The sequence below is a fragment of the Agrobacterium sp. 16-172Ci genome (assembly GCF_053522725.1).
In genome coordinates this window covers 26,690-41,188 of sequence record NZ_JBNWBW010000001.1, presented here as the reverse complement: position 1 = coordinate 41,188, position 14,499 = coordinate 26,690, and the positions used below count along the sequence as shown (strand labels likewise).

The window sequence follows — 14,499 nt, the reverse complement described above, 5'->3', positions numbered from 1 at the left end:
GGCGGATGGCTTTTTCTTTTAAGATTTCAGCATGTTTTGCGTCTATTCTGGGCAAGAATAACCTGCCCCTGGAGGAGCACAGACTTGCTAACGCGCGCGATTTTTTTGCTTGTTGGGCTTTCGGTCGGTGCGACGCAGATTCCAGTTCTGGTGGAAAAATTTCAGCCGCGCCCGGAAGCAAGCATCGAGAAAGCGGAAGCCAGACCTGAGGCAGCCAAGCCGGAGTCCGTCTCCCTTGGCGGCGTCAGTCTGAAAGCGGATGCGCGCGGCCACTTCAATGCCACCTTCCGCGTCAACGGCAAATCCTTCGACGGACTTGTCGATACCGGCGCTTCCATGGTCGCCATCAACGAGACGATTGCGCGCCGGCTCGGTTACGGCGTCAACAGCCTCGATTATAAATATGCGATTTCAACGGCGAATGGTCAGACCATGGCCGCCTATGTGAAACTCGACCGGGTGGAGATCGGCACTATCCGGGTTCAGAATGTGGACGCCATGGTGCTGAAGGACAATGCGCTCGGCGACATGCTGATCGGCATGAGCTTCCTGAAACAACTATCGTCCTTCAAGGTCTCGGGCGGCGAGATGCGGCTGGTCAGGTGATCCGCTCAAGAACGGGCGCACCGATCTCAGGCGCGCTGTCAGCAATTCCGTAGCAGGCCACTATCCTTTTCACGGCATGTTCCGCTTCGTCGCTGGAAGCGGCGCGGACAATTGCGATCCGCTCGCCCTTTTCCACCTTCGCACCGAGCGGCAGGATGTCCGAAATACCGACAGAAGGATTGATCGTGTCCGATGGCTTTCTTCTGCCGCCACCGAGTTCGACGACAACCATGCCAAGATCGCGCGTGGCGCAGGAGGCGAGCAAACCGCTGCGCTCCGCCAGAACCGGATGAATGACCGGCGCAGAGGGCAGATAACGGGATGGATGCTCAACGAAATCCGATGGACCGCCGAGTGCCGAAACCATCCGTGCAAAGATTTCCAACGCCCGGCCGGAGGAGAGCGCAGCCGACGCCAGCGCCTCTCCTTCCTCCAGCGTGGCCGCCTTTTGCGCCTGCACCAGCATTTCCGCCGCAAAGGACAGGACCACTTTTTCAAGACGGGTGCCGGCCTTGCGACCGGCCAGAAAATCCAGACAATTGACGATTTCAACCGCATTGCCGGCGGCATCGCCAAGCGGCTGGTTCATGTCGGTTATCAGCGCCGTTGTCGGCAGGCCCGCGCCATTCGCCACATCGACCAGCGCGCGGGCCAGATTGCGGGCATCCTCGACGCTCTGCATGAAAGCACCGTTGCCGACCTTCACATCCAAAACCAGCGTCTGCAGCCCGGCCGCAAGCTTTTTCGACAGGATGGAGGCCGTGATCAGCGGTATGGAATCGACCGTCGCGGTCACATCGCGAATGGCATAGAGGCGTTTATCAGCGGGGGCGAGATCGCCCGTCTGGCCGATGATGGCGCAGCCGACCGTCTTTACCGTTCGGCGGAACAGCGCCTCGTCCGGCATGACGTTGTAACCGGGGATCGCTTCCAGCTTGTCCAGCGTGCCGCCGGTATGACCAAGGCCCCTGCCGGAAATCATCGGTACGGCGAGACCGCAGGCGGCAACGATGGGGGCGAGCATCAGGGAGACATTATCGCCGACGCCGCCGGTGGAATGCTTGTCCGCCACCGGCCTACCGAGATCGCTCCAGGACAGGACCTCACCGCTGTCGCGCATGGCGAGCGTCAGCGCCACCATCTCATCCCGGTTCATGCCGCGAAAGAACACCGCCATGGCAAAGGCAGCCGCCTGCCCTTCCGAGATGCCGTCTTTCGAAAGCGCCTCTATGAAAGCGGCAATCTCCCAAGGCTCAAGTGACAGGCCATCGCGTTTGCGCCGGATGATTTCCTGCGGGATCAAGCTCAATACCCGCTGGCGGCCTTGGCGGGCTCGCCGCCGGCCAGCACGTTCAGCACATCATCGAGTACACCGGAAGCGCCGAAACGGAAGGTGGAGGGCATGGCCCAGTTGGGCGCCATGATGGTTTCCGCCAACCTGAGGTAAAGCGTGGCGTCCTCCACCGTGCCGATACCGCCGGCGGGCTTGAAACCCACCTTCTGCCGGCTGTCGCGGATCGCCTGCAACATGATGTCGGCGGCCTCCAGCGTGGCATTGATCGCGACCTTGCCGGTCGAGGTCTTGATGAAATCGGCCCCTTCGGCAATGGCGAGTTCGGATGCGCGACGGATCAGCGCCTTGTCCTTCAACTCGCCGGTTTCAAGAATGACCTTGAGCAGCACGGGTGCTGCGCAGGCCTTGCGAACGGCGGCCACCATGGTGGACACCGCCGTTTCATCGCCGGCTATGAATTTGCGATAGGGAATGACAAGATCGATTTCGTCAGCACCGTCGCGGATCGCCGCTTCGGTTTCCGCAACCACGGTCGCGACATTCAGATCGCCGGACGGAAAGTTGACGACCGTGGCGATGCGGATCACATGGTCTTTTCCGAACGCCGCACGCGCCTGCGCCACGAAACGCGGCCAGATGCAGATTGCAGCCGTATTGCCATATTCCGTATGCGCCCGCTGGCACAGAGCGGCGATCTGCTCGGGCGTGCAGTCTTCCTTGAGATTGGTCAGGTCCAGCAAGGACAGGGTGAGGGCAGCCGCTTCGCGCGGACGCTGGAGTTCCATGGTCACGCTCCTCCTGCGATCATTTCCTTCAGAATGGCAGCAAGCCTCTTGCCGCCCACGGGAGCCATATCCTTGGTTTCTTCATGGCTCAGTTCCGCGCCGGTCATGCCGGCACCGTAATTGGTAATAACCGATGCGGCGGCAACGCGCATCCCGAAAAAGCGCGCAAGGATGACTTCCGGCACGGTGGACATGCCAACGGCATCCGCCCCCAGCAGCCGCGCCATGCGGATTTCCGCCGGCGTTTCGAAGCTCGGTCCGGAAAACCACATATAGACGCCGCCGAACAAAGGCACCGTGGCGCGGATGGCGGCGTTGCGCATGGCAAGCATCAGATCGGGATCGTAAGCGGTGGTCATACCGACGAAGCGGCGGTCGCTTTCCTCGCCGATCAGCGGGTTCATGCCGGAATAGTTGATGTGATCGGTGATCTGCATGACCGAGCCGGGCGGCATATCCTGCCTGACCGAACCTGCCGAATTGGTGAGGATGAGCGACTGCACGCCGAGACCGGCCAGCGCCCCGATGATCGCGCGCATGGCGGACGGATCGCCCTTTTCGTAGTAGTGCACACGGCCGGAGAGCATCATGACCGGCTCACCACCAAGATAGCCCGCCACCAGCTCGCCCGCATGGCCGGAAACGCCGCTCGCAGGAAAACCGGGAAGTTCGGCATAGGGCACCCGGATCGGATCGCTGACGTCTTCCACCAGCGAACCGAGACCCGAGCCGAGGACGATGGCGACACGCGGCATCAGGCCGTTCAGGCGCTCCACCAGAATATCGATCAGCGTATCCGGCATCAGGGCAGCTCTGTCTTGAAGCTGAAGGGCAAAAGCTCCTCCATGGTCATGACCTTCTGCACGCCGGTTTCGTCGCAGAGATAGACTTTCGTGTCCGGCGTCGCGAATTCGGCGATCTTCTGCCGGCAGCCGCCGCAGGGCGGGCAGAGAGCAAGCTTTTCGGCGATAACCGCGATTTCGCTGATCTTCTTCGCCCCACCCATGATCATGGCGCTGATGGCGGAAGGTTCAGCGCACCAGCCCTGCGGGAAGGACAGGTTCTCGATATTGGCGCCCTTGTAAATCTTGCCGTCTTCGGCGCGGATCGCCGCACCGACCGGAAATTTCGAATAGGGCGCATGGGCAAAGGCCATGGCCTCCACCGCTGCCTCGAACAGGGCATGGGACATCGGATCTCGGGACATGGATTTAACGCTCCTTCGCATAGGCAACGCCACCGGCCTTGGGGGGCTTGGCGACGCCGATGAAACCGGCAAGCAGGATGCAGGTCAGAATATAGGGCATGGCCTGGAATATCTGCACCGGCACCTCGCCGATACCGGGCACGGATTTACCCTGCATGAAGTTGGCGAAGGCATCCAGAAAACCGAAGAGCAGGCAGGCGAACATGACCGGCACCGGCTTCCATTTCGCGAAGATCAGCGCCGCAAGCGCTATATAGCCCTTGCCGGCCGACATGTTGGCGATGAAGGCCGCCGACTGCGCAACGGCGAGATAGGCCCCCGAAAAACCGCAGAGGAAACCGGCGACGATGACGGCGCGGAAGCGCATCCATGTCACCGAAATGCCGGCCGTATCCACCGCGCCCGGATTTTCACCGACGGCGCGCAGACGCAGGCCGAAACGGGTGCGGTAAAGCACCCACCACGACAGCGGTACCGCCAGAAAGGCGAGATAGGTGAGGATATTGTTGCCGGAAATGACATTGGCATAGAGCGGGCCGATGAAGGGCACCTCACGCATCGCATCCGCGCCTGGCAGGATGATCGGCGCAAAGCGGCCCTCTGCCGGCAATTGCGGCGTGCGGCCGCCCTGCCCGAACCAGGCCTGTCCGAGAACCACTGTCAGGCCGGCGGCGATGAAATTCAGCGCCACCCCGGATACGATCTGGTTGCCACGGTTGGTGATGACGGCAAAACCATGGATCAGCGAGAAGAGGATGGAGACGGTGATGCCCGCCAGCAGACCCGCCCATGGGTCCGCTGTGAGATAGGCGACGCAGGCAGAGGCGAAGGCCGCCGCCAGCATCTTGCCTTCAAGGCCGATATCGAACACGCCCGCGCGTTCGGAAAAGAGCCCGGCGAGCGCGGTGAAGAGCAGCGGGATGGTGAGGCGGACGGTCGAGCCGAGGATGCTGACCAGCATATCGAAGAAATCCATATCAGCTCATCCCTTTGCCAAACGCTGGTAGATGCGGACGACCGCCGGCCGGTACATATATTCCAGCGCGCCGGCAAAAAGGATCACCAGACCCTGAATGACCACGATCATCTCGCGGGTAATATTCGGCATCTCGAAGGAAAGGTCAGCGCCGCCCTGATAGAGAATACCGAACAGCAATGCCGCGAAGATGATGCCGAGCGGATGGCTTCGCCCCATCAGCGACACGGCAATGCCGACGAAGCCAGCACCGCCGACGAATTCCACCTGCAGGCGGGCGGAAGCGCCCATGACCGGGTTCAGCGCCATCATGCCCGCCAGACCGCCGGAAATCAGCATAGCGATGATGACCGTGCGCGCATAGGGAATGCCGGCATAGATGGCAGCGGATGGGCTGATGCCGAGCGTGCGCATCTCATAACCGAGCTTGGTGCGCCAGATCAGCACCCAGACGAGGAAACACATGACCAGCGCGATGATGAAGGAGACGTTGAACGGCGCCGGCCCGAGCTTGAGGCCGAACAGCGCCATCAACCAGTCGAGCTTCGGCAATTGCCCGCCCGGCAGAAAGGTGCGCGTTTCCGGCGCCATCTTGCCCGGCACGATCAGCACATTCACCAGCAGATAGACCATCAGCGCAGCCGCGATGAAGTTAAACATGATGGTGGTGATGACGACGTGGCTGCCGCGTTTTGCCTGCAGCCATGCCGGAATGAAGGCCCAGGCTGCGCCGAAAAGCGCGGCACCGATGACGGCGAAGGGCATCGTCACATACCACGGCACGTAACGGTCGAGCGCCAGCGCCACCAGCGCAGCACCCAGCCCGCCAATATAGGCCTGACCTTCCGAACCGATGTTGAAGAGGCCGGCATGGAAGGCCACGGCGACCGAAAGGCCGGTGAAGATGAAGCTCGTCGTGTAGAACAGCGTGAAGCCGATGGCATCGCCACGGCCGAGCGCACCTTCGATGAGCAGGCGCAGCGCCGCCAGCGGGCTTTCACCGATAGACCAGACAACGAGGCCGGAAATCAGAAAGGCAGTAACAACGTTCAGCAAAGGCAGCAGGCCGTAGCTGATCCAGTTTGGTAGGGGTACGGAAGCGGTGCTCATTCATGCCTCATGCGGCGATGCCGGCCATCATCAGGCCCAGCGTCTGTTCTTCGGCTTCCGCCGTTTTTTCTCCAACGACACGACCGGCGAACATGACCATGATCCGATCCGAAAGGGAACGGATTTCATCGAGTTCGACAGAAACCAGCAAAATCGCCTTTCCGGCATCGCGCATCTCGATGATGCGGCGATGGATGAACTCGATGGCGCCGATATCCACGCCGCGGGTTGGCTGACCGATGACCAGCATCTTCGGGTCACGTTCGATTTCGCGGGCGACGACGATCTTCTGCTGATTGCCGCCGGAAAAATTGGCGGTCTTCAACTGCGGATTCGGCGGGCGAATGTCGTATTTCTCGATCTTTTCGACCGCATCCCTGCGGATGGCCTCGGGGTTGAGGAAAGGCCCTTTGCCATAACGCTCATCATGGTGATAACCGAGGATGGAGTTTTCATATTCCTCGAATTTCAGTACCAGCCCCATATGGTGGCGGTCTTCCGGGATATGCGCGAGGCCGAGCCTGCGCAAAATTGCCGGATCGGGGCGGTCGACCTTCTGGCCATCCACCCATATCTCGCCCGAATGGGGCTTGCGGATGCCCGCGATGGCTTCGAGCAGCTCCGACTGGCCATTGCCCGCCACGCCGGCAATGCCGACGATTTCACCGGCACGGACATCGAGCGAGACATCATCCACCATGGTGACGCCGCGACTGTCCTTGACAGTCAGATTGCGGATGGAGAGCAGAACATCGCCCGGCGTCGTCTCGCCCTTTTCCACCCTGAGCAGAACGCGACGGCCAACCATCAGTTCGGCCAGTTCCTCGACGCTGGTTTCGGAGGTCTTGCGGGTGGCGACCATTTCACCGCGGCGCATGACGGAGACGGAATCCGTGATCGCCATGATTTCGCGCAGCTTGTGGGTGATGAGGATGACGGTCTTGCCCTGCTCGCGCAGGACGCCGAGTATCTTGAAAAGGTGATCGGCCTCGGCCGGCGTCAGAACGCCGGTCGGCTCATCGAGGATCAGGATTTCGGCGCCACGATACATCGCTTTGAGGATTTCGACGCGCTGCTGGAGACCGACAGGCAGTTCTTCGATCACCGCATCCGGATCGACGTCCAGACCGTAATCGTCCTCCAGGCGTTTCAGTTCCTTACGTGCGCCAGCCCGGCCACTCGACAACGTCGCGCCGCCTTCAGCACCAAGCATGACGTTTTCCAGCACTGTGAAATTTTCCACCAGCATAAAGTGTTGATGCACCATGCCTATACCGGCATTGATTGCTGCCTGGCTATCGCGGATCGAGACTGGCGTGCCCTTTATGCGGATTTCACCGGCGTCTGCCTGATAAAACCCATAGAGAATAGACATCAGGGTAGATTTTCCCGCGCCATTTTCTCCAATGATGCCGTGGATTGTGCCCTTGGCAATGGTCAGATTGATGTTCTTGTTGGCGTGAACGGCACCGAATTTCTTGTCGATGCCCACGAGTTCGATTGCAGGGTCCATACTCAAACCGAAACCTCTCCGAAGGCTGGATATGAAAAGGGCGCAAGATGAAAATCATCATGCGCCCCAAGCTTGTATCATATCATTTCGGGCAGGACTTGTCCGCCATATAGTCATGGACCTTGACGGCGCCAGAGATGATGTCGGCCTTCGCCTTGTCCACGGCAGCAGTCATTTCCGGTGTGATCAAAGCCTTGTTGTTGTCGTCAACCGCGTAAGCGACGCCGTCCTCCTTCACGCCGAGCGCCACGACGCCAGCTGTGAACTTGTCGTCTTTGGCATCCTTGAACGCGTTATAAACTGCGAGATCGACCCGCTTGACCATGGACGTCAGAACCGAGCCGGGATGCAGGTGGTTCTGGTTGGAATCGACGCCGATCGAAAGCTTCTTATTGTCTGCGGCTGTCTGCAGAACGCCGAGACCGGTCGCACCGGCTGCCGCGTAGATCACGTCGGCGCCTTGGTCGATCTGGTTCTTGGTGAGTTCACCGCCGCGGACGGGATCGTTCCAGGCTGCACCCGTCGTTCCCGTCATGTTTTGGAAGACTTCGATCTTGTCGTTGGCGGCCTTGGCGCCCTGTGCATAACCACAGGCGAATTTACGGATCAAGGGAACATCCATTCCGCCGACGAAGCCAACCTTGCCGGTCTTGGAGGCCATGCCCGCCAAAAGACCTACGAGGTAAGAGCCCTCATGTTCCTTATAAACAACAGAACGCACGTTAGGCGCATCTACAACGGTATCAACGATCACGAACTTGGTATCGGGATATTCCGCCGCAACCTTGGCCATCGGCGCTTCCCAGATGAAGGAAATCGCAACGACCGGGTTGAAGCCCTTGCTGGCGAAGTTGCGGATGGCCTGTTCGCCCTGCGTGTCGCTGGTCGGCTCGAAATCGCGGAACTCGATGCCCGTTTCCGCCTTGAACTTTTCAGCGCCGGCCGCAGCGGCCTCGTTGAACGACTTGTCGAACTTGCCGCCCGTGCCATAGACCAGCGCCGGCTTGATATCCGCGGCGAGCGCGGAAGCCGACATTGCGGCAAGCGCAAAAAGCGTCAGAAGGGATTTTTTCATTGTGCAGCCCTGTTGTTGCAATTGATATTATAAGGGTCCTCCCGCAATCCCGTTAACCGGGAATGTCTGCGGAACCGCCAGCCGTTTTCCCGGCTGTGCTTGCCTCATATCCTTGCATGGCTCAATGAAAAATTCATCCGGTTTTTTTGACCCGGTGGAAAAACTTTATTCTGGCGCTTTTTTGGTCTTTCCACCGGGGCGACCTGCAAAAAATCTAGTCGATATTGCAGCTTACGCCGGTTCCCCTCAGTCCGCAGTAGCCGCCCGGGTTCTTGGCAAGATATTGCTGATGGTAGTCTTCAGCGTAATAAAACTTTTCAAGCGGCCCGATCTCGGTGGTGATGGCGCTACCATGGCCGGCCTCGTCCAAAGCCTGTTGAAAAGCATCGCTCGCCTTCTGCGCCTGCTGCAACTGCCCTTCCGTCGTCGCGTAAATGGCGGAACGGTAGGTCGTGCCGACATCGTTGCCCTGCCGCATCCCTTGTGTCGGATCATGCTCCTCGAAGAATATCTTCAGCAGGCCCGGGAGCGAGATCACGGCCGGATCGTAGACAACCTTGACCACTTCGGCGTGGCCCGTCTGGCCCGTGGTCGTCTCCTGATAGGTGGGGTTGCGGGTGAAGCCGCCGGCATAACCCACCGCCGTCACCCACACGCCCGGCGTTTTCCAGAACAACCGTTCCGCACCCCAGAAGCAGCCCATGCCGAGATAGATGGTTTCAAGTCCGTCCGGATAAGGCCCCTTCAAGGGCCGGCCATTGACGAAATGGGCTTCCGGCACCGCAAGGGCCTCTTCACGGCCGGGCAAGGCGGTTTCTTCTGTCGGCATCGTCGTTTTTTTTGAAAGCGTATCGAACAGGAACATTCGGTCCTCCATGCGGCCAGTTCCGCCGCTTCTCATGGTTCACGTCTGCGGGCGCCCATTTCGACAGATATAAGTCAGGCCGATAAACGTCTCATCGCCTTGTGTTTCCTGTAACCCGCCATCCAGCAGAGCAGGGAAAGCGCCAGGGAAACGGCAAATGCGGGCACCGCCGACAGGGCATTTTCAATGAAGCGCCACGCTTCAGGGTGAATATAGTGAGCCATGGCCGCTTCCACCATGGTGCGCGAGGCAGGAAGCAGATAGTTCCAGACGGACAGGATGCCGGTGATGTTGACCGAGGAGGTGGAAACCGAGCGGACCGAATCGAGCACACCCAGAAAAACCGCCGCCACGAGGAAAAGAAAGCTCAAAAACCGCAAAAAAGCTTTCATCAGGGACACCTCGTTTACGATCTGCCGGTCAGGCAGCCATATTTTGAAATCTATATTGCATCGATAAAGGCGGGAAAACCGGTTTGCAATCGCATCGGAACACAGGAAATTGCCGACATTTCAAAAAACTGTCAGATTCGTGTTGATCCCTGCGAATTCATCGGTATATATCGCGCCGTTCCAGTGATTTGCATTCTTCAAAACATGCAGATTTGAAAAAGGACAGGTGGCCGAGTGGTTTAAGGCGCACGCCTGGAACGCGTGTGTGCGTGAAAGCGTACCGTGGGTTCGAATCCCACCCTGTCCGCCATTTCACCTCACCCCGATACCGTTAAAAGCCAGTCTCAACGGGTCGCTCGCCGCGATGCCGACCGGCAGCGCCGTGTAGAGCCCAAGCCGCGTTTTCCCGCTTCCGCAAGCCGTGATGGCTATGCTTCTGCACAGACAGGGGTTTCCTGCGCTTTTTTGCTGCGCTTCCCCCTGTCTTGCGCCTTGCAGCAGGAAAAATCGCTCCTTATATACGCCGCATAACAGCAGCGAAGGCTGCAAATCCAAGTCAAGGAGTTGCCACAAGAATGCCTCACGGGGTTCCGGCAACTCGCTTCAAGGAGAGAAGAGCATGGCAAAAGTAATCGGTATCGACCTTGGCACGACCAACTCCTGCGTCGCAGTGATGGACGGCAAGGACACGAAAGTAATTGAAAACGCGGAAGGCGCGCGTACCACGCCGTCCATGGTGGCATTTTCCGACGATGGCGAGCGCCTTGTCGGCCAGCCGGCCAAGCGCCAGGCGGTCACCAACCCGACCAACACCCTGTTTGCGGTCAAGCGCCTCATCGGCCGCCGTTATGAAGACCCGACCGTCGAAAAGGACAAGGCTCTGGTCCCCTTTGAAATCGTCAAGGGTGACAATGGCGACGCATGGGTGAAGGCGCAGGACAAGCCCTATTCCCCTTCGCAGATTTCCGCGATGATCCTTCAGAAGATGAAGGAAACGGCTGAATCCTATCTCGGCGAAAAGGTCGAGAAGGCCGTTATCACGGTTCCTGCCTACTTCAACGACGCCCAGCGTCAGGCAACCAAGGATGCCGGCCGCATTGCCGGTCTGGATGTTCTGCGCATCATCAACGAGCCGACTGCGGCGGCACTCGCCTATGGCCTCGACAAGAAGGACGGCAAGACGATTGCCGTTTACGACCTTGGCGGCGGCACCTTCGATATTTCCGTGCTGGAAATCGGCGACGGCGTCTTCGAAGTGAAGTCCACCAATGGCGATACCTTCCTTGGCGGTGAAGACTTCGACATGCGTCTGGTGGAATATCTGGCCGGCGAGTTCAAGAAGGATCAGGGCATCGACCTGAAGAACGACAAGCTTGCCCTGCAGCGCCTGAAGGAAGCAGCCGAAAAGGCGAAGATCGAGCTGTCGTCCTCGCAGCAGACCGAAATCAACCTGCCGTTCATCACGGCCGATGCTTCCGGTCCGAAGCACCTGACGCTGAAGTTGACCCGCGCCAAGTTCGAAAGCCTGGTCGATGACCTCGTGCAGCGCACCGTTGCGCCTTGCAAGGCAGCGCTCAAGGATGCAGGCGTCTCCGCTTCCGAGATCGACGAAGTCGTTCTCGTCGGTGGTATGAGCCGCATGCCGAAGGTACAGGAAGTCGTCAAGCAGCTGTTCGGCAAGGAGCCGCACAAGGGTGTGAACCCGGATGAAGTGGTCGCCATGGGCGCCGCCATCCAGGCCGGCGTTCTGCAGGGCGACGTCAAGGACGTCCTGCTGCTCGACGTGACCCCGCTGTCGCTCGGCATCGAAACGCTGGGGGGCGTCTTCACCCGTCTGATTGATCGCAACACGACGATCCCGACCAAGAAGAGCCAGACCTTCTCGACCGCCGAAGACAACCAGTCGGCCGTGACCATCCGCGTCTCGCAGGGCGAGCGTGAAATGGCGCAGGACAACAAGCTGCTCGGCCAGTTCGACCTCGTCGGCCTGCCGCCGGCACCGCGTGGTGTTCCGCAGATCGAAGTAACCTTCGATATCGACGCCAACGGCATCGTGCAGGTTTCGGCGAAAGACAAGGGCACCGGCAAGGAACAGCAGATCCGCATCCAGGCTTCCGGCGGTCTCTCCGACGCGGACATCGAGAAGATGGTGAAGGACGCCGAAGCCAATGCCGAAGCCGACAAGAAGCGTCGTGCGGGTGTGGAAGCCAAGAATCAGGCCGAAAGCCTCATCCACTCCACCGAGAAGTCGGTGAAGGAATATGGTGACAAGGTTTCCGAGACCGACCGCAAGGCGATCGAAGACGCCATTGCCGCCCTGAAGACCGCTGTCGAAGCCGCTGAGCCTGACGCAGACGACATTCAGGCCAAGACCCAGACCCTCATGGAAGTCTCCATGAAGCTCGGTCAGGCCATCTACGAAGCACAGCAGGCCGAGGCCGGCGATGCTTCTGCAGAAGGCAAGGATGATGTCGTCGATGCCGACTATGAAGAAATCAAGGACGATAAGAAGTCCGCATAATAGCGCGACTTCCCAACTCCTCACACCATATGCAAGACATCCGGCTGCCGACGTGCAGCCGGAAATCCATTTGCGGGGCTTGTTATCTTAATGGCGAAAGCAGACTTTTACGAAACACTTGGCGTCAGCAAGACCGCGGACGAAAAAGAGCTGAAAAGCGCCTTCCGCAAACTCGCGATGAAGTACCATCCGGACAAGAACCCGGATAACGCCGAATCCGAGCAGAAATTCAAGGAAATCAACGAAGCATACGAAACGCTGAAGGACCCGCAGAAGCGCGCGGCCTATGACCGTTTCGGCCACGCCGCATTTGAAAATGGCGGCATGGGCGGCGGTGGCGGCTTTGGCGGCGGCGGTTTCGCCAATGGCGGCTTCTCGGATATTTTCGAAGACATCTTCGGCGAGATGATGGGCGGTGGCCGTGCGCGCCGCTCTTCCGGCGGACGCGAGCGCGGCGCCGACCTTCGCTACAATATGGAAATCACGCTGGAAGAGGCCTTCACCGGCAAGACGGCGCAGATCAGGGTTCCGACCTCGATCACCTGCGATGTCTGTTCCGGTTCGGGTGCAAAGCCCGGCACGCAGCCTAAGACCTGCGCGACCTGTCAGGGTTCCGGCCGCGTGCGCGCGGCGCAGGGCTTCTTCTCGGTGGAACGCACCTGCCCCACCTGCCATGGTCGCGGGCAGACGATCTCCGATCCCTGCGGCAAGTGCCACGGTCAGGGCCGTGTAACGGAAGAGCGTTCGCTTTCCGTCAACATTCCCTCGGGCATCGAGGACGGCACCCGCATTCGCCTGCAGGGCGAAGGCGAGGCTGGCATGCGTGGCGGCCCGGCGGGTGATCTTTATATTTTCCTGTCCGTGCGTCCGCATGAATTCTTCCAGCGCGACGGCGCCGACCTTTATTGCACCGTACCGATCTCCATGACGACGGCAGCACTTGGCGGCACCTTCGACGTCACGACGCTCGACGGCACCAAATCGCGCGTTACGGTTCCGGAAGGAACCCAGCCGGGCAAACAGTTCCGTCTGAAGGGTAAGGGAATGCCGGTTCTGCGTTCGGCGCAGACGGGCGACCTCTATATCCAGATTCAGATCGAAACGCCGCAGAAACTCAGCAAGCGTCAGCGCGAGCTGTTGCAGGAGTTCGAGCAGCTCTCCTCCAAGGAGAACAATCCGGAATCGACGGGCTTCTTCGCCCGGATGAAGGAATTCTTCGACGGCTGATTGTCGCCGCCCCATGCTTTAAGAACGCCGCCATCCTTCGGGACTGGCGGCGTTTTCATTTCCGACTCAGCCGGAAAAGCCGCCTTCTTCCAGATATTGCCGTTCCTCCGGCGTCGTTTCCCGCAGCAAAATGTCGTTGCGATGCGGAAAGCGGCCGAAACGCTCGATGATATCGCGATGTTCTTCGGCATGATGAAGATAAAGCCCGCCAAGTGGCTGGTTCAGGTCGCAGGCACGCCGCTGGGCGGCGATATCCTCCGCATGGGAAAAGGGCAGGTAGAAGAAAACGCGCAAATCCCCGCCCACCGCCTGGTCATGCCCGCGGCGGATGGCCTCGTCGGCAAAGAGCCGCGCCAGCGGGTCGGTTGCATACATGTGAGCGGTGCCGCGAAAGCAGTTGCGCGGAAACTGATCCAGCAGAAGCATCAGCGCGAGACTGCTTTCCGCACCCTCCAGCCACTTGTCCAATTCGCGTCTGGCGGCAGCAAAATGGGCATCGCGGAAACGGTCGTGAAAGTGGTTATCGAAGGCCGCGTCCTTGTCGAACCACTTGTCCGGTCCGGCCTTCTTCCAGAAATCGACGATATCGGCGGCCAGCGCGGCGGTTTCGTTTTTCATTGGCTCTTCCCTGTCAATAATGCGGCGGTCGAGTGATCGCGGGCGCGTCCAGCGATTGTTCCTCCAGGCTCAGGAACCTCTCCGTCAGGCGGTCGAGCTTGGCGCGGGTCTGCTCCACCACCTTCCATTGTTCCGCCAGCTGATCGGACAGCTCCTCTATCACCTTCGCCTGATGCGCGGCCGTTTCCTCGAGCGCGATGATCCTTTTTTCGGTTTCCGACGTCATATCGACCTCTCTTTCCAGCCCTTCCTTGGGCCTAAAAGCACCTGAGTCAACCATATGTCGCTTTGGTGAAGCGAATTCGTCATG

At 59.6% G+C, this 14,499-nt stretch carries 15 protein-coding genes and 1 tRNA gene; 4 read left to right on the top strand and 12 right to left on the bottom strand.

Going from position 1 to position 14,499, the window contains the following annotated elements:
• The first annotated feature begins 84 nt into the window (after positions 1-84).
• Entirely contained in the window at positions 85-606 is a 522-nt protein-coding gene (locus ACQZ40_RS00200; protein ID WP_271044775.1) for a TIGR02281 family clan AA aspartic protease, read from the top strand.
• Here ACQZ40_RS00200 and deoA read toward each other — a convergent pair.
• From deoA to ACQZ40_RS00150, 10 genes are all read right to left on the bottom strand, one after another.
• On the bottom strand, positions 599-1,915 hold the full coding sequence (gene deoA, locus ACQZ40_RS00195) for a thymidine phosphorylase (protein ID WP_448747152.1): 1,317 nt from the start codon (positions 1,913-1,915) through the stop codon (positions 599-601). The genes ACQZ40_RS00200 and deoA overlap by 8 nt on opposite strands.
• Complete coding sequence (gene deoC / locus ACQZ40_RS00190; protein ID WP_271044773.1) at positions 1,912-2,685, bottom strand: deoxyribose-phosphate aldolase; 774 nt, start codon at positions 2,683-2,685, stop codon at positions 1,912-1,914. Before deoC ends, deoA begins: the two co-directional genes overlap by 4 nt.
• A gap of 2 nt (positions 2,686-2,687) precedes the next feature.
• Positions 2,688-3,488 carry a purine-nucleoside phosphorylase gene (locus ACQZ40_RS00185; protein ID WP_127756659.1) on the bottom strand — a complete coding sequence of 267 codons (801 nt, stop codon included), beginning with the start codon at positions 3,486-3,488 and terminating at the stop codon, positions 2,688-2,690.
• The gene (locus tag ACQZ40_RS00180) at positions 3,488-3,877 is read right to left on the bottom strand and encodes a cytidine deaminase (RefSeq protein ID WP_003524353.1); all 390 of its coding nucleotides are present in this window, start codon (positions 3,875-3,877) and stop codon (positions 3,488-3,490) included. Before ACQZ40_RS00180 ends, ACQZ40_RS00185 begins: the two co-directional genes overlap by 1 nt.
• Positions 3,878-3,896: 19 nt before the next feature.
• Positions 3,897-4,868, bottom strand: coding sequence for an ABC transporter permease (locus ACQZ40_RS00175; RefSeq protein ID WP_078051448.1), 972 nt, complete (start codon positions 4,866-4,868; stop codon positions 3,897-3,899).
• A gap of 6 nt (positions 4,869-4,874) precedes the next feature.
• The gene (locus ACQZ40_RS00170; protein WP_003524352.1) at positions 4,875-5,978 is read right to left on the bottom strand and encodes an ABC transporter permease; all 1,104 of its coding nucleotides are present in this window, start codon (positions 5,976-5,978) and stop codon (positions 4,875-4,877) included.
• Positions 5,979-5,985: 7 nt separating this feature from the next.
• Positions 5,986-7,491 carry an ABC transporter ATP-binding protein gene (locus ACQZ40_RS00165; RefSeq protein WP_448747371.1) on the bottom strand — a complete coding sequence of 502 codons (1,506 nt, stop codon included), beginning with the start codon at positions 7,489-7,491 and terminating at the stop codon, positions 5,986-5,988.
• An 82-nt stretch (positions 7,492-7,573) separates the two neighbouring features.
• Positions 7,574-8,566 (bottom strand): BMP family lipoprotein, encoded by a 993-nt coding sequence (locus ACQZ40_RS00160; protein WP_065654768.1) that lies wholly within the window; start codon positions 8,564-8,566, stop codon positions 7,574-7,576.
• Between the two features lie 214 nt (positions 8,567-8,780).
• The gene (gene msrA / locus ACQZ40_RS00155; protein WP_065654769.1) at positions 8,781-9,431 is read right to left on the bottom strand and encodes a peptide-methionine (S)-S-oxide reductase MsrA; all 651 of its coding nucleotides are present in this window, start codon (positions 9,429-9,431) and stop codon (positions 8,781-8,783) included.
• Between the two features lie 74 nt (positions 9,432-9,505).
• Positions 9,506-9,823, bottom strand: a complete 318-nt coding sequence (locus ACQZ40_RS00150) for a hypothetical protein (RefSeq protein WP_003524345.1) — start codon at positions 9,821-9,823, stop codon at positions 9,506-9,508.
• 220 nt (positions 9,824-10,043) lie between these two features.
• On the opposite strand from ACQZ40_RS00150, the gene ACQZ40_RS00145 reads away from it, so the two are divergent.
• The 3 genes from ACQZ40_RS00145 (at position 10,044) to dnaJ (ending at position 13,571) form a co-directional block, all read left to right on the top strand.
• A tRNA-Ser gene (locus tag ACQZ40_RS00145) sits at positions 10,044-10,133 on the top strand.
• A 309-nt stretch (positions 10,134-10,442) separates the two neighbouring features.
• The gene (gene dnaK / locus ACQZ40_RS00140; RefSeq protein WP_065654771.1) at positions 10,443-12,344 is read left to right on the top strand and encodes a molecular chaperone DnaK; all 1,902 of its coding nucleotides are present in this window, start codon (positions 10,443-10,445) and stop codon (positions 12,342-12,344) included.
• A gap of 90 nt (positions 12,345-12,434) precedes the next feature.
• Positions 12,435-13,571: a molecular chaperone DnaJ gene (gene dnaJ, locus ACQZ40_RS00135; RefSeq protein ID WP_003507223.1), complete on the top strand. Its 1,137-nt coding sequence runs from the start codon at positions 12,435-12,437 to the stop codon at positions 13,569-13,571.
• A 66-nt stretch (positions 13,572-13,637) separates the two neighbouring features.
• On the opposite strand, the gene ACQZ40_RS00130 is transcribed toward dnaJ, so the two are convergent.
• Together ACQZ40_RS00130 and ACQZ40_RS00125 are read right to left on the bottom strand one after the other, a co-directional pair.
• Positions 13,638-14,189: a DUF924 family protein gene (locus tag ACQZ40_RS00130; protein WP_448747151.1), complete on the bottom strand. Its 552-nt coding sequence runs from the start codon at positions 14,187-14,189 to the stop codon at positions 13,638-13,640.
• A gap of 13 nt (positions 14,190-14,202) precedes the next feature.
• Positions 14,203-14,415 (bottom strand): SlyX family protein, encoded by a 213-nt coding sequence (locus tag ACQZ40_RS00125; RefSeq protein ID WP_059759493.1) that lies wholly within the window; start codon positions 14,413-14,415, stop codon positions 14,203-14,205.
• Positions 14,416-14,499: the final 84 nt, after the last annotated feature.